Annotated in this window: 24 protein-coding genes and 1 pseudogene; 8 read left to right on the forward strand and 17 right to left on the reverse strand. The window is 39.8% G+C overall.

The genetic code is table 11. The annotated features are described in order from the left end of the window. Positions 1-98: 98 nt before the first annotated feature. The 5 genes from pyk to ACH8E3_RS12850 all read right to left on the reverse strand — a co-directional run bounded on the left by pyk (position 99) and on the right by ACH8E3_RS12850 (position 7,454). Entirely contained in the window at positions 99-1,523 is a 1,425-nt protein-coding gene (pyk, locus tag ACH8E3_RS12830) for a pyruvate kinase (RefSeq protein ID WP_458633039.1), read from the reverse strand. Between the two features lie 122 nt (positions 1,524-1,645). Next, positions 1,646-2,632, reverse strand: a complete 987-nt coding sequence (locus tag ACH8E3_RS12835) for an acetyl-CoA carboxylase carboxyltransferase subunit alpha (protein WP_458633040.1) — start codon at positions 2,630-2,632, stop codon at positions 1,646-1,648. Continuing rightward, positions 2,633-3,523: an acetyl-CoA carboxylase, carboxyltransferase subunit beta gene (accD, locus tag ACH8E3_RS12840; RefSeq protein WP_458633041.1), complete on the reverse strand. Its 891-nt coding sequence runs from the start codon at positions 3,521-3,523 to the stop codon at positions 2,633-2,635. 77 nt (positions 3,524-3,600) lie between these two features. Beyond that, positions 3,601-3,795, reverse strand: a complete 195-nt coding sequence (locus tag ACH8E3_RS12845; protein ID WP_458633042.1) for a glutamate decarboxylase — start codon at positions 3,793-3,795, stop codon at positions 3,601-3,603. Between the two features lie 110 nt (positions 3,796-3,905). Continuing rightward, positions 3,906-7,454 carry a DNA polymerase III subunit alpha gene (locus tag ACH8E3_RS12850; protein ID WP_458633043.1) on the reverse strand — a complete coding sequence of 1,183 codons (3,549 nt, stop codon included), beginning with the start codon at positions 7,452-7,454 and terminating at the stop codon, positions 3,906-3,908. A gap of 150 nt (positions 7,455-7,604) precedes the next feature. On the opposite strand from ACH8E3_RS12850, the gene ACH8E3_RS12855 reads away from it, so the two are divergent. From ACH8E3_RS12855 to ACH8E3_RS12865, 3 genes are all read left to right on the forward strand, one after another. Next, complete coding sequence (locus tag ACH8E3_RS12855) at positions 7,605-7,931, forward strand: YtrH family sporulation protein (protein WP_458633044.1); 327 nt, start codon at positions 7,605-7,607, stop codon at positions 7,929-7,931. A gap of 2 nt (positions 7,932-7,933) precedes the next feature. Then, positions 7,934-8,413 carry a hypothetical protein gene (locus ACH8E3_RS12860; protein ID WP_458633045.1) on the forward strand — a complete coding sequence of 160 codons (480 nt, stop codon included), beginning with the start codon at positions 7,934-7,936 and terminating at the stop codon, positions 8,411-8,413. Positions 8,414-8,475: 62 nt separating this feature from the next. Continuing rightward, positions 8,476-8,787: a YtpI family protein gene (locus tag ACH8E3_RS12865; RefSeq protein ID WP_458633046.1), complete on the forward strand. Its 312-nt coding sequence runs from the start codon at positions 8,476-8,478 to the stop codon at positions 8,785-8,787. 9 nt (positions 8,788-8,796) lie between these two features. On the opposite strand, the gene ACH8E3_RS12870 is transcribed toward ACH8E3_RS12865, so the two are convergent. The 3 genes from ACH8E3_RS12870 to ACH8E3_RS12880 form a co-directional block, all read right to left on the reverse strand. Next, a complete protein-coding gene (locus ACH8E3_RS12870) occupies positions 8,797-10,131 on the reverse strand; it encodes a DRTGG domain-containing protein (protein WP_458633047.1) in 1,335 nt (444 codons plus the stop codon). Between the two features lie 171 nt (positions 10,132-10,302). Then, entirely contained in the window at positions 10,303-10,584 is a 282-nt protein-coding gene (locus tag ACH8E3_RS12875; RefSeq protein WP_458633048.1) for a hypothetical protein, read from the reverse strand. Positions 10,585-10,667: 83 nt separating this feature from the next. Further along, the gene (locus tag ACH8E3_RS12880; protein ID WP_458633049.1) at positions 10,668-11,015 is read right to left on the reverse strand and encodes a YlbF family regulator; all 348 of its coding nucleotides are present in this window, start codon (positions 11,013-11,015) and stop codon (positions 10,668-10,670) included. A 146-nt stretch (positions 11,016-11,161) separates the two neighbouring features. On the opposite strand from ACH8E3_RS12880, the gene ACH8E3_RS12885 reads away from it, so the two are divergent. The 5 genes from ACH8E3_RS12885 to ACH8E3_RS12905 are packed head-to-tail and all read left to right on the forward strand — an operon-like array spanning position 11,162 to position 17,294. After that, positions 11,162-12,529 carry a YheC/YheD family endospore coat-associated protein gene (locus tag ACH8E3_RS12885; protein ID WP_458633050.1) on the forward strand — a complete coding sequence of 456 codons (1,368 nt, stop codon included), beginning with the start codon at positions 11,162-11,164 and terminating at the stop codon, positions 12,527-12,529. Between the two features lie 13 nt (positions 12,530-12,542). Then, on the forward strand, positions 12,543-13,667 hold the full coding sequence (locus ACH8E3_RS12890) for a YheC/YheD family endospore coat-associated protein (RefSeq protein ID WP_458633051.1): 1,125 nt from the start codon (positions 12,543-12,545) through the stop codon (positions 13,665-13,667). Further along, the gene (locus ACH8E3_RS12895) at positions 13,664-15,040 is read left to right on the forward strand and encodes a YheC/YheD family endospore coat-associated protein (protein ID WP_458633052.1); all 1,377 of its coding nucleotides are present in this window, start codon (positions 13,664-13,666) and stop codon (positions 15,038-15,040) included. The genes ACH8E3_RS12890 and ACH8E3_RS12895 overlap by 4 nt, the downstream gene beginning before the upstream one ends. Next, positions 15,037-16,155: a YheC/YheD family endospore coat-associated protein gene (locus ACH8E3_RS12900; RefSeq protein ID WP_458633053.1), complete on the forward strand. Its 1,119-nt coding sequence runs from the start codon at positions 15,037-15,039 to the stop codon at positions 16,153-16,155. Before ACH8E3_RS12895 ends, ACH8E3_RS12900 begins: the two co-directional genes overlap by 4 nt. 14 nt (positions 16,156-16,169) lie before the next feature. Further along, positions 16,170-17,294 (forward strand): YheC/YheD family endospore coat-associated protein, encoded by a 1,125-nt coding sequence (locus tag ACH8E3_RS12905; protein WP_458633054.1) that lies wholly within the window; start codon positions 16,170-16,172, stop codon positions 17,292-17,294. Between the two features lie 88 nt (positions 17,295-17,382). Here ACH8E3_RS12905 and ACH8E3_RS12910 read toward each other — a convergent pair. The 9 genes and pseudogenes from ACH8E3_RS12910 to yfkAB form a co-directional block, all read right to left on the reverse strand. After that, positions 17,383-17,772 (reverse strand): annotated as a pseudogene (locus ACH8E3_RS12910) (manganese catalase family protein); the annotation flags it as partial. Between the two features lie 1,101 nt (positions 17,773-18,873). Then, positions 18,874-19,392 (reverse strand): hypothetical protein, encoded by a 519-nt coding sequence (locus tag ACH8E3_RS12915; protein WP_458633055.1) that lies wholly within the window; start codon positions 19,390-19,392, stop codon positions 18,874-18,876. 79 nt (positions 19,393-19,471) lie between these two features. Then, positions 19,472-20,221: a hypothetical protein gene (locus ACH8E3_RS12920; protein WP_458633056.1), complete on the reverse strand. Its 750-nt coding sequence runs from the start codon at positions 20,219-20,221 to the stop codon at positions 19,472-19,474. A 78-nt stretch (positions 20,222-20,299) separates the two neighbouring features. Next, positions 20,300-20,473 (reverse strand): DnaJ domain-containing protein, encoded by a 174-nt coding sequence (locus ACH8E3_RS12925; protein WP_458633057.1) that lies wholly within the window; start codon positions 20,471-20,473, stop codon positions 20,300-20,302. A gap of 362 nt (positions 20,474-20,835) precedes the next feature. Next, a complete protein-coding gene (locus ACH8E3_RS12930; RefSeq protein WP_458633086.1) occupies positions 20,836-21,405 on the reverse strand; it encodes a manganese catalase family protein in 570 nt (189 codons plus the stop codon). 25 nt (positions 21,406-21,430) lie between these two features. Continuing rightward, positions 21,431-21,694 carry a spore coat protein CotJB gene (locus ACH8E3_RS12935; RefSeq protein ID WP_458633058.1) on the reverse strand — a complete coding sequence of 88 codons (264 nt, stop codon included), beginning with the start codon at positions 21,692-21,694 and terminating at the stop codon, positions 21,431-21,433. Beyond that, positions 21,694-21,855: a spore coat associated protein CotJA gene (locus ACH8E3_RS12940; protein ID WP_458633087.1), complete on the reverse strand. Its 162-nt coding sequence runs from the start codon at positions 21,853-21,855 to the stop codon at positions 21,694-21,696. The genes ACH8E3_RS12935 and ACH8E3_RS12940 overlap by 1 nt, the downstream gene beginning before the upstream one ends. Before the next feature lie 234 nt (positions 21,856-22,089). Further along, positions 22,090-23,415: a hemolysin family protein gene (locus ACH8E3_RS12945; protein WP_458633059.1), complete on the reverse strand. Its 1,326-nt coding sequence runs from the start codon at positions 23,413-23,415 to the stop codon at positions 22,090-22,092. A gap of 16 nt (positions 23,416-23,431) precedes the next feature. After that, positions 23,432-24,568 (reverse strand): radical SAM/CxCxxxxC motif protein YfkAB, encoded by a 1,137-nt coding sequence (gene yfkAB, locus ACH8E3_RS12950; protein ID WP_458633060.1) that lies wholly within the window; start codon positions 24,566-24,568, stop codon positions 23,432-23,434. Positions 24,569-24,711 lie beyond the last annotated feature (143 nt).

Consider the following 24,711-nt stretch of genomic DNA (forward strand, 5'->3'; position numbering starts at 1 on the left):
TTTTGAGAATGCGGAGAGTCTGTCTTCGCTTGTAGAAAATCTACTTTTGGGACAGTCCCTTCCTTTAAGACATATAAAGTTTATTTCAAGAAATTAATTTAATCTTTTGTGATGTGACTTACTTTAATAAGGTTAGTTGATCCTGAACGACCCAATGGTACACCTGCAGTAATAACTACAAGATCTCCATCTTTAACTATTCCAGAATCTAGTCCACCCTTAAGAGCATAGTCAAACATCTCATCCGTTGTATTAGCAGTTTTACCTTTTACGGTTGTAACACCCCATGTAAGAGCTAGACGGCGCATTGTACGATCTTCTGTCGTCACAGCGATGATAGGAGCCTCTGGGCGGTACTTAGCGACTACACGAGCTGTGTGACCTGTCTCTGTTGAAGAGATAATTGCTTTTGCATTCAAATCCATTGCAGTAATTGTAACCGCTTGACTGATTGCATCCGTTACCGTTGTTTCTTGGTAAGTACTCATCTTAGCGAATAGTCCACGATAGTCCAAAGCTGATTCTGCTTTCTCAGCGATACGCGACATGGTAAGAACAGATTCAACAGGGTATTTACCTGCAGCTGTTTCACCAGACAACATAATTGCATCTGTACCATCAAAGATAGCATTCGCAACGTCACTAGCTTCAGCGCGAGTTGGACGAGGGTTACGTTGCATAGAATCCAACATTTGTGTTGCAGTAATAACTGGTTTGCCTGCAAGATTTGCTTTGATGATCATACTTTTTTGTGCCAATGGAACATCTTCTGCTGGGATCTCTGTTCCAAGGTCACCACGAGCTACCATCAATCCATCAGAAACAGCAAGAATTTCATCTAGATTATCAACACCTTCTTGATTTTCGATCTTGGAAATGATGTTGATATGTCCTGCATTATGAGCTTCAAGCAATTCACGAATCTCAAGAACGTCACTTGCTTTACGAACAAATGATGCTGCGATGAAATCGATGTCTTGTCCAATTCCAAACACAATATCCGCTGTATCCTTCTCTGTAATACCTGGCAAAGAGATACGAACTCCTGGAACGTTCACACCTTTTTTGCTCTTAATCGTACCACCGTTTACGATAACACATTTAATTTCTGTTCCTGTAATATCTACAACAGTCAATCCGATCAAACCGTCATCAATTAGAATGGTAGATCCAATTTGTACGTCATTTGGAAGATTAGCATAAGTAATAGAGATACGATCCTTATCACCTAGAATTTCTTCCGTAGTAAGGGTTATAAATTCATCTTGAACTAAATCAATAGAATCCACTGAAAGTGAACCTGTACGGATCTCTGGACCTTTAGTGTCAAGTAGAATAGCTACTGTCTTCCCTAGTTCTTCACTTGCTTGACGGATAACATTAATCCGATTTCCATGCTCAGCGAAATCACCATGTGAAAAGTTTAGACGTGCTACGTTCATACCTGCATTAATTAATTTTTTGATGTTTTCTAAAGACTCACTAGCCGGACCGATCGTACATACAATTTTAGTTTTACGCATTATGTTTCCTCCGTTTTTTAGATATCTCTCTGTTCCATCTATTCAACTACCTAATTTACTACAACGCAATCGATTTGTATAGGAACTTTGTCACATTTAGCATATTTGTCACTTTTGATGACTCAAATGTTTGATTTATTTGTAGTTTCTACGTCTTTAAATGTAAACTGACCAATTTTTCTGAATTTCAAATATCGATCTTCCTTTAATTCATCTGGATTCATGACAGATAGTTCCTTTAAATGTTTACAAAGGCTTTCTTTAATATGTTGCGCTGTCAACTCATAATTACGATGAGCTCCACCTTGGGGTTCGGGAATAATATCTTCAATTACCTCAAATTCTAATAAGTCTTGGGCAGTGATCCTCATAGCCTCCGCCGCTTGATCCGCACGTGTTGCATCTTTCCAAAGAATAGAAGCTGCACCATTAGGAGAAATAACGGAGTAAATAGCGTTCTCTAGCATTAGAATACGATTACCGACGGCCATACCGAGAGCTCCTCCACTTCCACCTTCGCCGATAACGACGCACACAACCGGAACACCTAACACAGACATTTCCCTTAGATTTCGTGCAATCGCCTCAGATTGGCCTCTCTCCTCTGCTGAATTACCGGGATAAGCTCCCTTGGTATCAATAAAGGTAATAATGGGACGATTAAATTTCTCCGCTTGCTTCATAAGACGCAAAGCTTTACGAAATCCTTCGGGATGTGCACTGCCAAAAAACCTCGCAATATTATCTTTGGTATCTTTTCCACGTTGCTGTCCCAACACCGTAACAGGCACACCATTCAGTAATGCTATTCCGCCAACAACCGCAAGATCATCTCCAAATAAACGATCGCCATGTAACTCAACAAAATCCGTGAATATGAGTTCCATCAAATCTAATGAAGTTGGACGTTGTTGATGTCTTGCAAGATGCATTTTTTGAGGTGCTGAAATATTGGTATAGATTTCATTCTCTAGCTTTGTATATCGTTCCTCAAGTCTAGAAATTTCATCCGTGAAATCAATCCCTTTTTCCTCACCAAACACAATTAGCTCATCTATCTTTTTACGCATCTCAACAAGAGGCATTTCAAAAGGCATCTCAGCCGCCATTTAAAACTCCCCCTTCACCGTATGGAATTCAATAAGTTTAGCAAGCATTGCGCGCATTTCTTTGCGGTGCGTTACTAAGTCCAATTGGCCATGTGCCATGTTATATTCAGCCGTTTGGAAATCATCAGGAAGTTTTTGCCGTATCGTTTGTTCGATGACAATACGTCCTGCGAATCCAAAGACAGCACCAGGTTCTGCTATATTAATATCTCCAAGTGTAGCAAAACTAGCAGAAACACCGCCCATTGTCGGATCCGTAATAACCGAAATATACAATCCGCCTTGATCATTAAAGCGAGCAAGCGCAGCACTGGTCTTAGCCATTTGCATTAAACTTAGGATACTCTCTTGCATTCTTGCCCCACCAGATGTTGAGAATATAATTATCGGCAATTGTCGTTCCATAGCTGTCTCAATCGCTCGTGTAATCTTCTCTCCTACGACCGACCCCATGCTTCCACTAAAGAAATCAAAGCTCATTACTGCTACAATGACCGGCAATCCGGTTATTGTACCCTGTCCAGTAACTACAGCTTCACTCAGATTTGACTTCATCGCTTGCTCTTCTAGCTTTGTTGCATATCCAGGGAAGTTCAATGGATCCACAGAAATCATATCTTTATCGAATTCTTCGAATCCTTCTTCATCCAATGTGACCTGAATTCGTTCCATAGCATTTAAACGCATATGATATTCGCAAGAAGTACATACTTTCAAGTTCTTCTCCAGTTCCTTACTAATCTGGATAGTACCACACTTCGCACATTTACTCATTAGACCTTCAGGAATTTCACGTTTTGGACGTTCACCTTGTGGGCTATTGTCCCGCCCTACACGTTCTGAAGGTATGGTCGCGTATTTCCTTTTTTTCTGAAAAATATCTTTAAACACAACTACACCTCTTCAGCCGTTAATTTGTTGGCCGTTCTTTCCATCAATCTTGAATTGAACATCATGTATTGCATGTATTAAGTATAAGGATTAATAATGCCGTTCAGAACCTCCTGAACCTCTTCAAGTTCCCCAGAAGGAACTTGTATCTCGAACTGTTGCTTGGACATATTGATAGGACGTGCACGAACCAAAAAGCCTTCCTCTGTTAACTTCGTTTGTAACATATCTGCAAACTTAGCGGTAGGTGCGATATAAATAACCGTCCACACTTTCGCAATGCCCCCTACATTCAAATTCTGTGTACATATAATGAACCCATGATACCATATTTATCTTTTTAATCGCAAGAATTTGTATTGGCTATAAATGGATAGCTGGATTACTTCAGGCGGACTGTTCCTGCTCCCAACATCTGTTCGATCTCTTCCAACAGCTCCTTGGACGGATGAATTCGATACCGATCACTTAATGCAAGAATCTTTTGACTTTGCTCGTAAAAGAGTACCGTTGCCGTAGATCCCGGATGTAATTGTAGTAACTTTTTCAATCCATTCAGTAGTTCTTCCTTCTCCGCATGTGGACTGATCTTGATGAATACGCGCTGCTCAGTTAATGGTTTTGATTGAGGTACAGCTTTCATCGGAGGCTGATTAGCACCTTTTGGCACGACATGATTACGTATCACTAGTTGTTCCAATGCCTTTTCATCTAAGGGTAGAACTTCATCTGCCAACAGCTTAAACCCCTCATCTTGCTCTTGCACCTTAGCTCTCATAGCAACTAAAGATCCTGTCTCTATCCAAGATGAGCTACGTTTCCACACTTCTGGGAATAAGACGACTTCACAACGTTCAATCTGGTCCTCACACTCTATAAATGCCATAGCTTTCCCTTGTTTTGTCATGATCGTCTTAATGGAAACAACCATACCAGCAACCACTGTACGTGTATCATCTGGAAGTTCGTTCAGATCCATCAGACGATCAACAGAAGCCATCTCGTCTATAATATCATTATAATCGTCCAGCGGATGTCCTGATAGATATAGTCCTAACAATTCACGTTCAAGTTCAAGTTGTTGACCTGCGGTAAATGGACGAATATCGGGATAAGCAATGTCCCAATTCGCACTCTCCACGAAATCGAACATTTGAATCTGTAAGTCATCACGTTCTTTCCGCCATTTCAATGCGGCCTCGACGGTTTCATCTAACATCGCAAGGACTTGTGCACGATGTCCAGGCAACGAATCAAATGCTCCGGCTTGAATGAGTGATTCAATCACTCTTTTGTTACATATTTTCAGATCAATTCTTCTACAGAAATCAAGTAAACTCTCAAATGGCTTGGCTTGTCTAATGAGCATTATATTCTCCACAGCCTGCGTTCCTACATTCTTTATGGCACCCAGACCAAAACGAATATGATTGGTATTCTCATACTCACCATGTCCATTCTCGCTTCCCGATCCTATAACTGGTGTGAACAACACATTGCTAACATTCACATCTGGGGACAACACCTCAATGTTCATTCTACGACAATCAAGCACGTACTCAGCTACCTTGCGATGATTACCCATAACAGCTGTCAACATGGATGCCAAAAATGGTGTTGGATAATGTGCTTTGAGGTAAGCCGTTTGAAATGCTAATACCCCATAGGCTGTAGCGTGCGCTCGTGGAAATCCGTAGTCAGCAAACCTTACTATCATATCATAGACACCGTTAGCATCCGTTTCTGAATAGCCTTGCTCAAGGCTTCCATCTACGAAATGACTTCTTTCTCTATCTAATACTTCCCGCTTCTTCTTGGAAACTGCACGTCGCAAGAGATCTGCTTCACCGAGTGAGAACCCAGCCATGGTAGATGCAATCTTCATGATTTGTTCTTGATATACGATAATGCCATACGTATCCTTTAAGATAGGTTCTAAATCTTTATGAGGGTATTCCACTTGTAATAGACCATGTTTCGCTTGAATGTATTTAGGTATGAATTCCATCGGACCTGGACGATATAGGGCTAGAACAGAAATGATATCTTCAAAAGTAGAAGGTTTCATCTCCTTCAGCACCCTTCTCATTCCCATAGATTCCAATTGAAACACACCCGTCGTATCACCATCACCAAGCATCGTGTATGTCTGCACATCATCGTCTGGAATATATTCGAAATCAAGGACTACTCCTGTCATTTCTTCAATCCAATTCACCGTACGTTCCATGATTGAAAGTGTTCTAAGTCCAAGGAAATCCATCTTCAACAGACCAATATTCTCTAGAACATCCATTGGATATTGTGTGAGAGCTATCTTCTCGCTACCTTCTTGAAGGGGTACAACTTCCGTAAGAGGTTCTCTTGAAATAACGACACCTGCTGCATGCGTAGATGAATGTCTGGGCATACCTTCGACCTTCATTGCCATATCTAACATTTCTTTAATCTTATGGTTAGTATCATACATTTTCTTCAAATCTGCACTGACGAGCATAGCCTGATCAATATGGATTCCTAGCTGGTTAGGGATGAGCTTGGCCGCTTTATCCACATCACCAAAAGGGATATTCATCGCCCTACCTACATCTCGTACTGCTGCACGAGCAGCCATTGTACCAAATGTGATGATCTGTGCTACATGCTCACGACCATACTTATCAACCACATATTCAATTACTTCATCTCGTCGCTCATCACTGAAATCGATATCAATATCCGGCATCGTCACGCGCTCTGGATTTAAGAACCTCTCGAACAGCAACTGATATTTCATAGGGTCCACATTCGTAATCTTTAGAACATAGGCAACAATACTTCCAGCAGATGATCCGCGTCCAGGGCCTGTGGCAATGCCATTCTTATGCGAAAAAGCTATGAAATCCCACACAATGAGGAAATAATCAGCAAACCCCATACTGCCAATAACGCCAAGTTCATAAGCAAGTCTTTGTTCCAACTCACTTCTACCCACTGGATTATCCCATACATCTAATTTCTCATACCGCGCCACTAGCCCTTCTGAACAAAGTACTTGTAGATACTGCTCAGATGTCATCTCATTCGGCACAGGGCTATACTGTGGCAAGATCGAACGGTCGAATTCTAACTCCAATTGACACTGTTGTGCAATTAGCGCTGTATTCTCAAATGCTTCTTTCACATGAGGAAATAAGCGGGACATTTCCTCCCCACTTTTGAAATATAGTTGATCGGTTGGAATACGTAATCTTTGCTCGTCATCTATCGTCTTACCCGTCCCAATACAGATGAGCACATCTTGCATCTGTGCATCTTCTTCGCGAAGATAATGGACATCATTTGTGGCAACTAAAGGGATACCCGTCTCTTTACTAAGTTCAATAAGTTGTGGATTGACCCTCTTTTGTTCCGATATGCCATGGTCTTGTAGTTCTAAATAGAAGTCATCACCAAATATATCTTTGTATCGAAGTGCAGCTTTACGAGCTTCTTCGTAACGACCTAACAATAGTTGTTGAGGAACTTCACCACCCAAACATGCGCTAAGACATATAATACCTTCGTTGAAGTTACGAAGCGTGTCCAAATCAACTCTTGGTTTGTAATGGAATCCTTCCAAGTGTCCAATAGAGCATATCTTGGTTAGGTTTCGGTATCCTATCTCATTCTTTGCTAATAAGATCAAATGATAGATTGGCTGGTCCTTACGACTGCCTCTCTCCTTGCGAGAGCCTGACGTGAAATACACTTCACAACCAATAATTGGCTTAATTCCTTTACTGCGACACGCCTTATAGAACGGAATCGCACCGTACATAACCCCATGATCCGTAAGAGCCAACGCCTTCATTCCTAAATTCGAGGCCTGTTGGACGAGATCTGTAATACGTGCTGCTCCGTCTAGGAGGCTAAATTCACTATGAACATGTAGATGTACAAATGAATCCATCGTTGCCCTCCATTTCATGGTAAGTCATTATTTTTTATACACAAGACTTTCTCTTATTTTAACATATTCCAATAGGCCACGCCCATAGAATGGATAATAGCTAGGAGACAAGCGCTAGACGATCTATTATTCATGAGAGGGGACAGGTTTATGAGTACGTTTTTATCTAAGGCTATATTAGATTTCTTCATCGCCTTTGGCATTGTGCTCGGCGGCGCCATGGTTGGTGGTATGGGGGCCGTAATTTCGCTTCAACCACCCACCCAAACGATGCTCGATATCGCGGATCGAATTAAGATATGGGCTCTTGCAGCAGCCGTAGGTGGAACAATTGATCCAATGCGCGTGATTGAGAGTAACTTTTTCATAGGAAACCTATCCCCAGCAATCAAACAAATTCTATTTCTTGTATTTGCTTTTCTCGGCGCACATGCAGGCAGTGAATTAGTTAAATGGATCTGCAATGGTAGGAGATAAAGATGAGAATTCCACCTACGGTTATATTCCGTTCGAAATTAACGGCTTTTCTCGTGTTGGGGATTATCATTGGGAGTATTTTATATAATACTATTTATCACGCTAGTTACAATTCTCTTTGGCAAGAGAACCAAGATTTACTTATACGAATCAAGCAATATGAACTAGATAACAATTCCTTGAAGAAATATAGCAATCGTCAGACGGTTATCAAAGAAATTAAGATACGTGCTGAACAACAAGATCCTCCGCTAGATTCCCTTATTGAAAAAGATATATTACTTAAAGTTAGTAAAGATGTTGAAGTGTTAAGGGGCAGAAGTGTGTATGAGATCGACACCGATAGTAAATTAACTAGAGCCTTACTTCATCGTAAGACCTACATCGCTCGTGACAAAGATTACATCATCCAGATCAAGACAATGTTAGTTGCGGATAGTGTACTGCAAATATGGATTAGCATTAGTGTTGCTGTTCGCTAGCGAAGTGATATGTGATACAATACAGACACAATAACCATCTATTAAGGAGTGGAGACCACGTAATGATTTCTCTATTTAAAATAGTACTTATGGTACTAATAATCGCGACATGTATTGCTTCAGCCTATTATAGTCTTCGATCACATCGTTCCGCCGATCCAGTCGATCGAGGTGTGTTTAGCTCAATTACGAATATATTCATGGGCATTATGCTTATATTATTATCCATTACTTTCATGTTTATATTCCATGGTTCTACACCCGCTGTTATCATTGAAGCCCTATTCATGGTCTTAGGTGCATTCAATCTATTCGCAGGTATTCGTAACCGTAAATATTATACTCATCAGAAGACGAAGATCGATCATAACTAACCTTGTTCATCAACTATGATCAATGGATTGAAGTGTCATAACACCTTTACAGATCAGTGTCTCATCATGGATCATTTCAATCTCTATTTTACACATTCTACGACTCATCTCTAATAATTTGGAAGTGATCACGATTTGATCTTCAATTTGTACAGGACGCAAGAAATAGGTAGACATATGATCTAACACATAATCATTTCCCGAAATATCCTTGGTGTACTTAAATGCAGCCTGTGTCATTACGGTAGATAATATACCCTCAGAAATGGTGCCTAAATTCGTTGCCATTTGGGGGGTAATAAATCCATGGAAATACAATCGACCATCCTGATCCCGCTCCTCTGCGATACCATTCCATATCAATTGATCAAACGTCTCACCAACCTGAGCATGTTCCTGAGCATCTCTCATCGCTTGTAGAACTTCTCTACGTCTAATACTTGAGATGAGTTTGCGATTGCGGTCTACAACAGGTAAGAAGTCAATTCCTTCCCACATCATTAGTTGTGCTGCTGATGCAAGTGACGTCTGTAAGGTCGTTGTAATCGGATTTCGAATTAGAACCTTCTCGATAGATTGTCCGTCCGTTAGACTCTCAATGTCCTTATGATTCACAATGCCAAGCACACGATTCCATTCATCCGTAACCGTATACCTCTCTTCACCCAACGCATTCGCAAGTGTTCTCCATTCTGTCGTGGTGCTAGAAATTTTAAGTGTATTCATCTTCGGTTTATTCGCTACAATATCTTCAACTATCATGATTTTCTTCTTAATAATTCTATCAAAAATGGCCCGATTGATCATGGAAGCCACAGTAAATGTATCATATCGTGAAGAGAATATCGGAAGATCAAGCTCATCTGCCAACAACTTCACTTCACTGCTAATTCCGAACCCCCCAGTGATGAGTACTCCAGCACCGTGTTTAAGGGCTAATAAATGTGCATTATCACGATTACCAACGATCAATAGACTTCCAGCATCGATATATCTTATCATCGCATCGTCCTTCATTGCCCCGATAACATATTTGTGAAGATTCTTGTGAAGACCATCTCCTCCACCTAACACATGACCTTCGACAATTTCTACAACCTCAGAAAAGGTTAACTGCTCTGATATATTACGTGGTTTTTTCTCAACCCGGATGGTGCCCATTCGTTCTTTCGTAATTACAATTCCAAGGTTCTCCGCCTCCTTCACTGCACGATAAGCCGTCCCCTCACTAACTCCCATTTCTTTAGCTAGTTTCCTAACGGATATCTTTGTTCCAACTTTAAGTCTCTCAATATATTGAAGTAACTGTTCATGTTTCGTAATGGTATCGTCTCGACTTTCCATCTGTTACACCTCGCTAACATAATCTGTACTAATCTGTACCTATTATATCATGCATATTCCATAAGAAGAAATGGCATTTGAATAAACAAAAGATGAGTGCCACCGCCATTTAAAATGACTAATGTGACAACTCATCCTATTTGTTCATGACCGCAACTACAACGTTCGTCATTACCTATTATTGCTTCTCTCTTCTTGCGGCCAATTTAATTGCTTTTCAAACGACTTGGTTTGTCTAATCTGTGCAAGTTGCCTTTTCTTCTCTTCACCTACACCGAGAATAACATGCCAATGCGCACCTATAACCAGAAAGGCAAACGTTCCCCATAATACGCCGAATATGGATATCAGCGCATTTCCACTATCAAATGAAATGATAGGTAGAGCATACATTAACATCACTAAAGCAAGTAGCATGTACAAGAAATTCACGATCTTTCTCTTCTTTTTCATTCCAATGCAACTCCTTCATATCTAAATCTATATATCTAGTCTATGAAGATAGCAATTGAAATATGAGAAGAATTTAAGAAAGACTAGATATCGGACTCGTCATATAGATGTTGAAGACTATCTGTAATAATTTTATTCATATCTTCAATGATCACACTCAATCGACGCTCCGAATCAAATAAACGGCGAACATTCAGATTCATGCTCAGCACTTCATACTCTTTCTCCATCTTTTCCATTTCTTCTGGAGCGGGCATTTCACCTGTCATCATTTGTTGTTGAAGTTCCATTTGGCGCTTACGGAAATCATTCAACATTGCCTTACCTTCTGGATCCTTATTAATCATATTCATAGCTGAATTAATTTCTTTGACCTCTTCGCTATCCTTTAGTGCGTTTGCTAAATCATGTGCTTTGTCATAAACATTCATTATTTATTCCTCCTTTTTGAATTTCTCTCCAATTCTTTAGAAATGGTCAATCACCAAGGGATATATGTCCTCATATGATGAATCACATGCAATATGCACAGTCTAACTATGACTTAAGACATCAAGTTGTTGGAAGGAGACTCACGATGTCCACCAAAAAGATATCGGTCCAACTATTCAAACCAGGCATTGTGCAGGGGAACACAATCATGTTAGGCGATAAATTAATCAAATTGTGGAGACTATCCACAGATCGTCCAATACAATTAGTGTTCGGTTCCTTCAAACAGGAGTTCACTATTATCTCTGTACCCAAGAATAATGGACTACGAATCAGTGCAGTGTTAGCTAGACAACTAGGGCTTCCCTCTAAAGCTATGCTTCGAATCCATTATCATGCTGGAAGCCGGACACTACGATTAGGTCCACTAATCGGCATTATGATTAGTCGTGACTATCCCAATACGCCTAGTAATCCATTTGGTTCTATCTCCATGTTCTGTCGTGAGTTAGTGAATGCCTGTCAAAACCAAGGAGCACATGTCTACTTCTTCACGCCAGATCATATCACATCGAATACGAATAGTATTCAAGGCTGGTACTATGATGATGGTTGGCATATCACCCAAATGCCGATTCCTAATGTCGTAAATAATCGTTTGACTTCGCGGAAATTGGAGAATAAACCAAGCGTACAGCATTTTATGAGGGAAGTAAAATCCTTGCATGGCGGTCATGTTTTTAACGAGAAGTTCCTCGATAAGACCGAAGTGTTTGATGCATTAAGAAAAGAATCCAATATCCATCGTTACATGCCTGAATCACATTTATTAAATGGATACCCTGTTCTAAAGAAAATGTGTGCACAATATCCAGTTGTATTCCTAAAACCCGTTAGAGGCAGTCTAGGCAAAGGGATTATTCGTCTTTCTAAGAACTCAGACGGTACTTACCAAACCTTATCGACTACATTAGGCGGTGCACAGAAAAATATTTACGCTAATCTACCCAAATTATTCAATACAATATCCGGAAAAATGAAAACAACACGTTATCAAATACAACAAGGATTGACTCTCATCGAACATAGTAAACGCCCTGTAGATTTTCGTGCATTAGTTCAAAAGAATGGCAGTGGACAATGGAGCATCACATCTATTGTGGCACGTACAGCTGGTGGTAACCACTTTGTGTCTAATCTAGCTAGGGGTGGCAGCCTTAGCCATGTAAAAGAAGCCGTTATGAAAAGCAACATGCCCATTTCTGCAAAGAAATCTGCTGAGGCTAACCTCAAATTGGCTGCTATACAAATATCTAAAAGTCTAGACAACACAATTCCGGCCCATTTCGGCGAGTTGGGCATTGATCTAGCGATGGATACATCTGGGCGAATCTGGTTGCTTGAAGTAAACTCTAAGCCTTCAAAGAATGATAATACACCACTACATGTACAGAAGGTTCGTCCCTCTGTGAAACAACTTATTTCATATTCTCGTTTCATATCTGGATTCTAAGGAGCTGTGTCTGATGACTCCTCCATACCTTGGTTCACTTGGTATCCTTTGTAATATCAAGTCAGGAAGTCCTCCTTTTTCCGAACAGCAATACTGTCGTCGTTTAAGTCAGGCTGCTGCTAAATATGGTCTATCTGTTGTCGTCATTTGCCCAAGTTCAATTCGACTTCTTCCTCATCAAGTCAATGGATATATACTCGGTAAAGAAGGCTGGAGCGAAACCATCGTTCCTATTCCCGACGTGATTTATGATCGTTGCTTCCACAAGAAAGGATCAGACAAAAGAGCAATATCTAAGTTACTTACATCACATGAATCTCGGACACAATCACTGATGTGGGCCCGAGGATTGCCTGGGAAATGGCAAGTCTATAATAGCTTAATTCATCATCCTAATCTTATTCCCTATTTGCCCCCTACCACTTGTTATACAGGTCCGCAATCTATTGCTAAAGCCTTGGAGATGTACCACGGACAAATCTTTCTCAAACCTCAAGCCGGTTCACAAGGGAAGCGAACTTTATATGTTGAACAGACGCCTCTTAAGGATACATTCTTGATTAGAGGTAGAGATCTTCATAACCAAGATTTCCAACACATGTTCGATACGAAACGCCAAGCTTACGCATGGATTCAACGATTCATAGGAAGACGTCCTACAATCATCCAACCTTATTTATATTTAACCAACTCTAAAGGATATCCCTTTGATATACGTGTCCTGATGCAAAAGAACGCCGAAGGGCAATGGTTACTCACAGGTATGGCAGTACGACAAGGACCGATTGGTGGAATTACTTCCAATCTACATGGTGGCGGAACAGCGAGAGCAGTCCCATCATTCTTAACTGAAGCCTATGGGAATGTTGAAGCTGAACACATCATCACCATTCTTCATAAACTGTCGAATGATATTCCACCGATTCTAGAAAACCAGTTCGGTCGATTGGGAGAACTCGGTATCGATTATGGCATTGATATCGAGGGGAATGTTTGGCTACTTGAAGTGAATTCTAAGCCAGGTCGTTCATCTTTTGATCATATTGATGATCACAAAGTCGCCATTAACGCAACTGAGAATCCACTTCGCTACACTCGTTATTTATTGCTTCGACAACTTAGGAGGGTAAATTCATGAGTTTGACCTTTTGTAATGTCCATTTTTCACAACAGCCCGAGAAAGTCGTCTATATTTCAAATAATCTAATGAAAAGCCTCAAGCTGTCTGGTAAAAAAAATATTCAACTACGCTTAGGGAATGAAGTGGTTCCTGCCCGTGTAAAAGCTATTAAAAGAGGTGGTAACCATCTGTATTTAGGTTCTGGTATTCGCAATCTCATTCGTGTTCCCAAGTCAGGTGGTGTATTCCTACGTAATGTACAAGAAGACGAGTTCCAACTGGGTCCATTAATTGGTATCCTCTCCGATGGACCAGGAAATTCAACTACACAGCCTTTTAGCTCTAGAACGGGCTTCATTAAACAACTGCTAAGAGAAGGTAATAAAAAGGCATATGTCTTTGCATTTACACCTAGAGACATCAACTGGCAACAAGAAACGGTACGAGGATACTTCCTCACAGATACGGGGGTATTTACACGTAGAACTGTACCGCTTCCAGATGTCGTCTATAATAGATTGCCTAGTCGTAAAGCAGAAACAACCGCATCTATCAACCAATTAAGAGACCGGTTCGGTCGCAAAAGAATCCCTTTCTTCAACTGGAGTTTCTTCAATAAATCAGATATTTATTCACTGATCGAACATGATAATACCGTTAATCGGTACGTACCTGAGTCGCATATGAATCCAAGTACTGAAATGCTAAAGGATATGCTACATCGCCATCAATTTGTATACTACAAACCATCTGGCGGTAGTCTTGGTAAAGGAATCTATCGGATGACTTATTCCCCGAAACGTGGTTATTTCGTACGTTATCGTAAGAACAAAGGGAATGTTCTTCTACGGTTCAACAATTTCAACAGTCTCATGCGGATGTTAAATACGAAACATGGACGAATATTACAAGGGTACGTCATTCAGCAAGGAATTCGATTGATTGAAATTGATAATTGCCCCATCGATTTCCGATTCCATATGCATAAGAATGGTAGCAACCAATGGGTTGTTGTTGGTATTGGAGCCAAAAAGGCAGGCCGCGGAAGTGTCACCACACACTTGAAAAATGGTGGTTCTTTATTGACACCAGAACAAGCACTTAGTCGTAGCTTCGGAGCTCGTTCAGATGATGTACTCAAACAAGCGAAACAAGTTGCGATTGCCCTTGCTGAAGCTATCGAACTTCATCATCAACATTTACTTGGCGAGATCGGGTTCGATATTGGAATTGATCAAGATGAGAAGATATGGATGTTCGAGGCTAACGCTAAACCAGGACGGTCCATATTCCATCATCCTTCTTTGAAAATTGAAGGGAAAGCCTCGATTGAGCATATTATGGAACACTGTCTATATCTAAGTAAATTTCGCAAGAGGATTATTCAGTGAACAGCCGGAATTTAGAAGAAGTGAAACCGGTTGTTGCCATACTGACTATGCCTGATGCCATAAGAGGGTTCCGAGGCAACCACGCTAATTTTATGGACATCATTCGGACGGGGAAAGAAATGGGGTTCCCCGTCTATGTAGTCACCATCCGTGATTTGAAGTTAACTTCAACTACGGTCAAAGGCTATACACTAAATGCGAAGAATGATGATTGGGAAATCCAGCAATTCCCGCTTCCGCAGGTGATCTATAATCGAATTCCAACACGCGAAGATGAAGAGAAACCTTGGGTTCAACGTAAAATAAGAAGTTGTCTTGCACACCCAGGTATTCATTTCTACAATCCCTTTTTCTTCAATAAGTGGGACCTGTTCGAATGGTTACAAGCTTCCAAATCCACGGATTATCTCGTACCTATGACAAAGCGTTTAGTTGGACGTGTATCTCTTTCCAATATCGTTGATAGCAATCCTTACCTATATCTTAAGCCTGAAAGTGGAAAAGCAGGAAAAGGGATCATGTTGTTGAAATTTCAAAAAGATAAAAAGATGCCCTACCGATTAAAAATACAAAATAACAGAACTAGTATCACATATAAGTCAACTTCGATCCGAAGACTCTGGCTTCGTCTAAAGAAAGAGACCGGTAGCTCTCCTTATATTGTTCAGCAGGGAATTCAGCTTGCTACTGTCAATGACCGTCCATTTGATCTTAGAGTCATGGTCCAAAAAACGAGTAAAGGTCAATGGGCAGTGACTGGCGTAGGTGCTAGAATGGCTGGTCTGAAGAGCATCACAACACATGTCCCTCGCGGGGGTACTATTGAGAATCCTACAAAGTTAATCTCCAGTCTTTTTGGGTCGGATATGGCTACTGTGATTATTACTCAAATAAAAACAACTGCACTCATCATCGCTCGTCAAATTGAAAGAGCATCACGTTATAACCACGGAGAAATGTCCATGGATCTCGGGTTGGACCGTCTAGGAAAAGTATGGTTCTTCGAAGCCAATGCACGCCCAATGAAGTTCGACGAATCACATATTCGCAAAAGATCATTGGAACGTATATTTGAATATAGTGAATATCTCGTACTTCATCATAAACATCAGTAAGGAGGTGAATCGATATGCCACACCCCGTTTTAGGCATTCTGACACTTTACCTGAATGACCAAAAACAACTTGAAGAGAAATCGATCTATCAACATATGATCAAAGAAGGTAAGTCTATGGGGCTTGACATCTTCGTATTCACTCCAATGGATGTGAATAATAATAAAATTATGGCGATGGAGTATAACCCTACTAATCAGAAATGGACCCGCCGATTACGTGAATTCCCAGATATGATCTATGATCGCTGCCGCATTCAAAAGAGCTATCGTTTTGAACAATTGCTGTCCTTTCGTAGAAAATATGGGCACCTTCTATTCCTGAATCGCCCGCTTCGAAATAAGTGGACCATTCATGAGGTTCTTTCGAAAAAGGAGAGTATTCGCTCTCATTTGCCAGAAACGAAGCTAGTGAATGACTTAACAGATGTCCAACAGATGCTTAAACGTCAATCTGTCATATATCTCAAACCCATCAATGGCACGGGGGGACGCGGCATTCTACGAATTGAACGTTTGAAGGATAGTCATCATCAATATTATATTCAAGGTCGCAATCAACAACGAAAAATAATAGCACCGCAAAAAGTTCATTCGGCTACTTTAGGTTCTATTCTAAAAACATGGAATATGAATTCTCGTTATATTGTGCAACAAGGCATTCCTATTTCACTTCCGAATGGTCGTGTACATGATTATCGCATGCTTGTTCAGAAGAATAAGGAAGGTCGTTGGGAAGTAACAGGAACTGTTGGGAGAGTAGGCGCAATTCGTAGCATCACTTCTAATCTTCATGGAGGAGGCAAAGCAATCCCCATGGATGCGCTATTGTCTCAATGGATACTCAATAAAGAAACACATGAACAGGTGAAGAAGACGTCAGAAAGACTAGGCATTGAAACAGCCACTTATTTAGAACAATCCTATGGGGCATTATGTGAGCTTGCCCTTGACTTAGCTATTGATAAGAAAGGGCATGTCTACCTGCTTGAAGTTAATCCTAAACCAGCAAGAGAAGTATTCGCTAGAAGTGGACAAAAGGATATTTATCGTCAATCGATTAAGAAACCACTTGAGTATGCCTTATGGATCAATCGAACTAAGGGCAAGACTTTCAAAACAGAAACAAAAGAAACTTAATCACTATACCAATAGATATATTAAAGAAGCTGATGCCATTGTGATTTTGGTATCAGCTTCTAAGTTGTTTAGCATTTATCCAATCATTCTAGAATACTTTCTGCTGCTCCCGATCATCCTTTAGTATTTCTACAGCTTCTCTAAATCGCAATGCATGAATAATCTCACGCTCACGTAGGAACTTCAACGAATCTTGAAGATCAACATCATCCGTCAAGTCAATGAGCCATTGATATGTAGCCCTCGCTTTCTCCTCAGCAGCGATATCCTCATAAAGGTCTGCAATTGGGTCACCCTTCGCTTGAATGTATGCGGCGGTGAATGGAACGCCATTTGCATTCTCATAGAATAGAGCACTATCATGGGCAGCATAATGTGGACCGAGTCCCGCGGCTTTTAATTGTTCAACAGTAGCATCTTTGGTTAGTTTGTAGATCATGGTCGCGATCATTTCGAGATGCGCGAATTCCTCGGTGCCATAACCTTATCGGTGATATGTTTCATTATTATTGATACGTCTTTTATGTATGTTTGAATTTATTCACCTTGTCCTTTTGAAAATTGCCTTATTATGACAAACAAATTCTATATTATCTTTGACCAATCATTTCTATACTACGTTGTCTTCCCAATAGATCATATTAATCCATTGGTAGTAATAAAACAGATACATTGTTATTTTTACGATAGTTATATGCTCGAATTATATTTGTCCGAATAGCGTATGCAACCCTCTTAAAGTCATACATCATTGTCTTCATGTGTAATTCAGGCAAAAAATAATAACCTAAAATTTCTGCATTTGGGTCTAGATTGTATCGAGCAGCTATCCTATGGCAACCTTTAAATCCTAAATGCTTAAATTATGACTCACCCCTATTTGTTCAAGAATGGGTACACTTCAAGAAAAAGTGAGATTACCCAGTCTTGTTTCAATCACCCGATTAAAAATCTGACATGAAATGTGCCTATGGTTGCCTTTTACTGGCAGTTTGGAAACTTTATCAATTGCTTGAAACAGTTTTTTTGAATTAGCTCTTTATGAGTTGGGAAATGCGAAAGAATTTCTTACCTCGTATATTTTTATATGCTCGCTAATTGTTCCCAGTATGTTATAACAATCCCACCCTCTTCACGTCATTATGTCCTTCTTATCGGCTCCACCGATGCCTTTAGCTCAATCCCTAGCCTTAACATCATTCAGCATAATGTAGCAATAAAGACGTACAACTAATTCTTCCCTAAGCTACAGGATCAATTGCAACCAAATATTTCACGTCTACTTCAAACCCATTTTTCATTAGCTTGTACAATAGTCTTAACCAATGATCAAATTAATAGAGTCACTTACAAAGTAATATAAATGTCCGAACGGTGTAGAAGCATAAAGCGTCCAAAGAAAAGATCACTTCAGAACGCTCCCTCAATCCTGATTGCCTTACATCTTACGCAGGCGTATTTTCACACCATCGGATACCCGTGATTGCGGAGATGCAGGCGAATAAAAAAAGTCCAATGGAACACCGATGATTTTCGGTGGTCGCTTGGGCTTTAACGGATGATCGGGTTTCGTAGCGTATTACAATCGAATTATGTTTTTATTATTGTCGTTTGTAGTGGAAAAAGGTTTGATCAATTTTTTTAATTTGGCAGTACCCACCTTATGAATTGTATCCCCATTCACTTTATATATTACCTTTATATTAATTTCATCATCATTTCGAACTTTTACATCTTGAATTAAATTCATATAGATTTTGGCGATTTTCCCATTGAAAGTAGCATCAGGTAAAGTAAAGGGATCATCCGCTTGACTATTAGACAAAATCATTTGTTCATCAATAGATATAATGTAGGAAACACCTGAGAATTGTTTATCTTCCCCGATGACTTCCAAAGAGTGGCCTGCTACATACACAGAGTTTGAGCCTGGATACACTACAAATTCAATATCATTTATACGTAAGTCAGCTGTTGCAACGGTGAAGCTATAGACTTTCGGATCTTGACGAAGTTGGACTTGTTGATAAAAAATAATGGCAATAGTCGTAATAAGAGTAAGACATACTAATGTTAACATTATGTGTTTTCTAAACATGTTGTCTCTCCTTTTAATCACAGTATGACAGTAATAGAGAGACATATAAATGTCTCTCTATTATTTAAATTATTAACACTTAATATGGAAGTACCGAATCAACGTATAATGATCCATTTATTGCACCGAGCCAAAGTGAACAAGACGCCCCAATAGAAGTATTTACACCAGTTTTTCCCCAAGAGAAACTTAGATTAGATTTGCTAAACCAATAGCTCCGGGCTAAAGCAGATCTTCCTTTTTCCAAATCCTCGTTCGGTCTAATTATTTCTGTGCTAGGATTGTCTTCAAGTGAAAATCCATGAGCCTCTGCACCATACAATCGGAATATTTTGGACTTGTACCCATTTCCAAGGAACGCTAAGAAGAAATCAGCATACACATGGGATCTAATCAAACCAACAACTTTTTCTGTCTTGTAATCCCAGTAAGTGACTCCATATTGATCTGTTGAGCTTCCATAGGGTTGTATTCTTCCTTGATCTTTACTGGTTGTTCCAACCTCCGTACTAATCTTGACGAAGGAACCGTCAGTAAAACGGTAATATTTCTCTTGATCGCCTAATTCCGGAGTGAATGCATAAAAGTCAGAAGGGATTTGTTGTTGCATTTCAGGTTTATAAGCATCCCACAATTCATTATTTTTGACTTTTTCCATCAGCAAAACCTGTTTTTCTTCTGGTACTTGATTGTCTTCAAAGTATTGATTTAAGTCAATACCTTGCACTCCATTAACATCAGTAGCTTGAACATCACTAGCACTAACAACACCTAAAGACGAAAACAACAAGACAAGAGACATTAAAAATACTATACCTTTTTTGAACAAAACTACCATCTCCTTTACTTTTTTGTATCACAAGAAAATATTAACAATTAATTAAAAATAAGTATGTGAATATAATCACTATACGCCGAATGTATAATATCTTTGGGTATTATTCAATCTGATCATTTCTTGATGACTACCACCTTTATCGGAATGAATCATCCTAGCTCTATTCTTATATGCCTTACGAATGTCATCCCAAGAAGCGTTAGGATGAACTCCAGGTACTGAATACCACTCATTGTTTTTCAAATCGCCTGTATATTATCTTCGATTCTATTCAAACGATCACAAGCAAATACCTGTGATTGTCCATTTAATTTGAAATAGACGGCGGCTCCTGATACGCTCCCATCATAGTAGACAAATAGAAAAATGATTTATTCTACGATGAAAGAAGTCCGATTTCTATAGAGGCGAAACAGTTGGGGATAGACTAAAATACAGTTACAGATTGGGTAAGGAAATATAAAACAGATGGTCTTGAAGGATTAAAGTACTCTAGAGGATGGAAAGCTTACAACTCATCTCAGACAAACAGACCCCACGATTATCTTTAGGGTCTGTTTCCTTAATATCTTAATTTTTTCCTTAATACCCTTAATTTCTTTTCCTTAAAACACCTTTTGCTCCTGCCGATCATCCTTTAGAATCTCTATCGCCTCCCTAAAACGTAGCGAATGCACGATCTCACGCTCCCGAAGGAACTTTAGGGAGTCCTGTAGATCGACATCATCGGTCAAGTCAATGAGCCACTGATATGTAGCTCGAGCCTTCTCTTCAGCAGCGATATCCTCATAAAGGTCTGCAATGGGATCACCTTTCGCTTGAATATAGGATGCCGTAAAGGGTACGCCACTTGCGTTCTCGTAGAACAAAGCACTGTCGTGAGATGCGTAATGCGCTCCTAGGCCTACTTCCCTTAGCTGTTCCACAGTAGCATCTTTTGTTAGTTTATAGATCATCGTTGCAATCATTTCGAGATGCGCGAATTCCTCCGTACCGATGTCTGTTAATAGACCAATCACTTTATCTGGTATCGTATATCGTTGATTTAAATAACGTAATGCCGCAGCTAATTCACCATCTGCTCCGCCATACTGTTCAGATAAATATTTGGCCATCTGGGGGTCGCATTTACTCACCCTTACAGGATATTGCAACTTCTTCTCATAGACCCACATAAACAAACTCCACCTCCATTAGATTCTAAACTTGCCAAGGCCAAGGTGACTGTGACCATTGCCACGGGAATTGTGAATAGGCATGACCGAAATTCATCAGAGGTCCATATACCTCTTGGAATTGGTTCGCAAGTCGTGTTCTTTCTTGACTAAGTTGATTATATTGTTGGATGATCTTCAGATCATCAGGATGTGTATCCAGATATAAATTCAGTTCTACCAAGGCGAAATCCACCACTTGAAGCTGTTCTAGCCATTCATAATACTGTTGATCACATGCGACGTCCATTAACATTCGCCTCCTTGTGATTGACGCGCAGTATAAGGACTGTACAGCGCAGGCCAGAGTGTACCCACTCTTAAAGCCTCTGAGAGACTATACTGAGGCCAACCTACGGGCTGAAATGTTATGAATTGATTAGGTGGGATAACATATGTTCTACACAGCATGGGTGGACAGGGATCAAAGGGACCAACAAATGGTCGATAACTTCGTAATTCTGTATTCAATAAAAGCCTCCTCCTTTAGTTTCGAATTTGTAATCCTTACCATCTCTTCGTAAATAGCATATGACAATAGCCCAGAAAATGAACTGAAAAGTAACAAAAAAACTTCTTAGCTTGGACGAAGAAATACCTTCATCCAAGCTAAGAAGTCCAAAAAAGACAATGCTCTACATTTCACTATTCATATGAGCTTTCTTTCGCTCGAAGAATCATAACACGAGTAATACGTAATCGCGTTGCTTCTTCGACTTGAAATATTAAATCACCTATCTGCACTTGTTTACCTTTGGTAGGGATTCCTTCAAGTACTTTAAATAACCATCCACCAATGGTATCCACTTCATCATCATCTATGATAACACCTGTCATATCATGCACAGCCTCAATTAACATTCTACCTTCAACAGAAATAACATCACCATTAATTTCTATACTTTCGCGTTCATTCTCAAATTCATCGTATAAATCTCCTACGATTTTTTCGAGAATTTCTTCAGCTGTTAACATGCCTGCAGTCCCACCGTACTCATCGACTACAAGTGTAAGCTGGGCATGTTTCTTCTGCATTAAACGAAGCACATGGCTGATCTCCATAGATTCAGGTACGTTTAATATGGGGCGGATTATGGAGGTAAGATCCTCTTGTTGATCCCTGTCTGCAAGGAGTAAATCTGTAATGTGAATAAACCCCAATATTTCATCCTTATCTTCTAATGCAACGGGGTATCGTGAGTGTTTCGTTTCACTGATAATTCTTATATTCTCTTCAAGAGAAACATTGGTATATAAGCATACCATATCTGTTCTAGGTAACATTACCTCACGAGCTAACAGATCTGAGAATTCAAATATGTTGTCCATGAGCTTCATTTCATCTTTATCAATAACACCGCTTCGAGCACTTTGATTCATAAGGATTCGAATTTCTTCTTCCGAATGTGCTGCTTCCAACTCACTTGCTGGTCGTATTCCAATCAGACGCAAAAGTGCGTTAGCAGAAGCATTCAATACCCAAATAATCGGAAAGAATACTTTGTAGAAAAAGATCAATGGCGCTGATAGAGCAAGAGCTGTGCTCTCGGTTCTCTGAATTGCAATCGACTTCGGTGCTAATTCTCCCAGAACAATATGTAAGAAGGTAATAATACTAAACCCAACAGCTACACCTACAGTTGTTATTAGAGTTGCATCAGTCACACCTAATTGATACATAATTGGTTTAACTAGAAGCTGTGATATCGCCGGCTCGCCAATCCAACCAAGACCCAACGAAGTGAGTGTGATTCCAAATTGTGTCGCTGACAGATAGGAGTCAAGTTTATTATTTACTTTTAGCGCATATCCCGCTAGTTTATTTCCTTCACTGACTAATTGAGCTATGCGTGTCTGACGTATTTTCACAAGTGAAAATTCGGCTGCCACGAAAACCCCATTTAATAAGACAAGGATTAATACTAGGGAAATATTCAATATAAATTCGCCAAGCGCAAATTCGGATTCCAATATGAACCCCTCGTTTCTATAGATTGTTCGCTGTTCTTAATTTAAAATTTACGTCCTTATAATACATGTCTGCGACTAACAAGTTAGGCCCACAGCAGCTTACTGCATCACAATGACAATTGACACTTTCATTTAACGGGTGTCCATTGGCCCATTTATCAAAGACATGATCAAGCATCTCTGTCTTAATATTTCCAAAAGGGGGGATTTCAGCAAAATCAGTTACATACACATCTCCAGAGAACAAATTCACATTCACTCGATTACGACCATCCGGGTCATTTCGAACAGTAACATGACGAGACTCCTGAAGTCGACGAAGAAGATTGATGTCCTCTATCGACGGATTACATGCATAGAACGGAAGCGTTCCGAATAACATCCAAATGCTCTCATCGCGTGAATCAAGTAAACTATTTATGCAATTGCGCATATCTTCTAGGGATAATACAGGTAAATTCGAGGCGAAACTCGACGTATACATCGGATGTATTTCATGACGTTTACATCCCATTTCTACAATTAATTGATGAATTTCATCCATTTTGTGATGTGTTCTATGGTTAATCATTGATTCGGCAGATATATACATACCTGAATCACTCAGCTTCCGCGTGTTTTCAACCATCGTATTATATAACCGATATGCGGCTTCTTTACTCACAGGATTTGCACTGTTTGCGAATCCAATCTCATGAAAATCGTCACCGTTCAAATAATTAAATGACATATGCATGACATCGAGATAGGGTAATAACAAGTCATATCGATCCATCCCCATCGTAAGATTGGAATTAATCTGAGTCTTCACACCACGTTCACGTGCATATTTTAATAGTGGGACAATGATTTCTTCAACTGTTTTCTTTCTGAAAAGTGGCTCGCCGCCAGTCATACTTATCGTCTCTAAGTGCTCCACTTCGTCTAGTCTTCTCATCATAAGATCAAGCGATAAAGATTCAGATTCCTTCATCACTAACATCTCACCTACTGCACAATGTTCACACCGCATATTACATAAATGGGTAACTGTCATCTCTACACTCGTAAGAACATGTTTACCATGCTTTCGAAGGGAATGTATCGGCTCCCAAGGATCATAACTCGAAGAAATTTGTTGTAGTTCTAGTGTGTTACCAAGCATTGTATTCATATTTACCACCTTAATCCATTTCATATTTATTCATTTATATCATATCACGATGCAATACTTACCGCATTCATTCAATATCCCCTATTGTACTGACAAAAAAACCACGTAGTATCGATTAGTTTACGACAGTGGTTATACTTCTA

The organism is Paenibacillus sp. CMAA1364 (genome assembly GCF_054373195.1).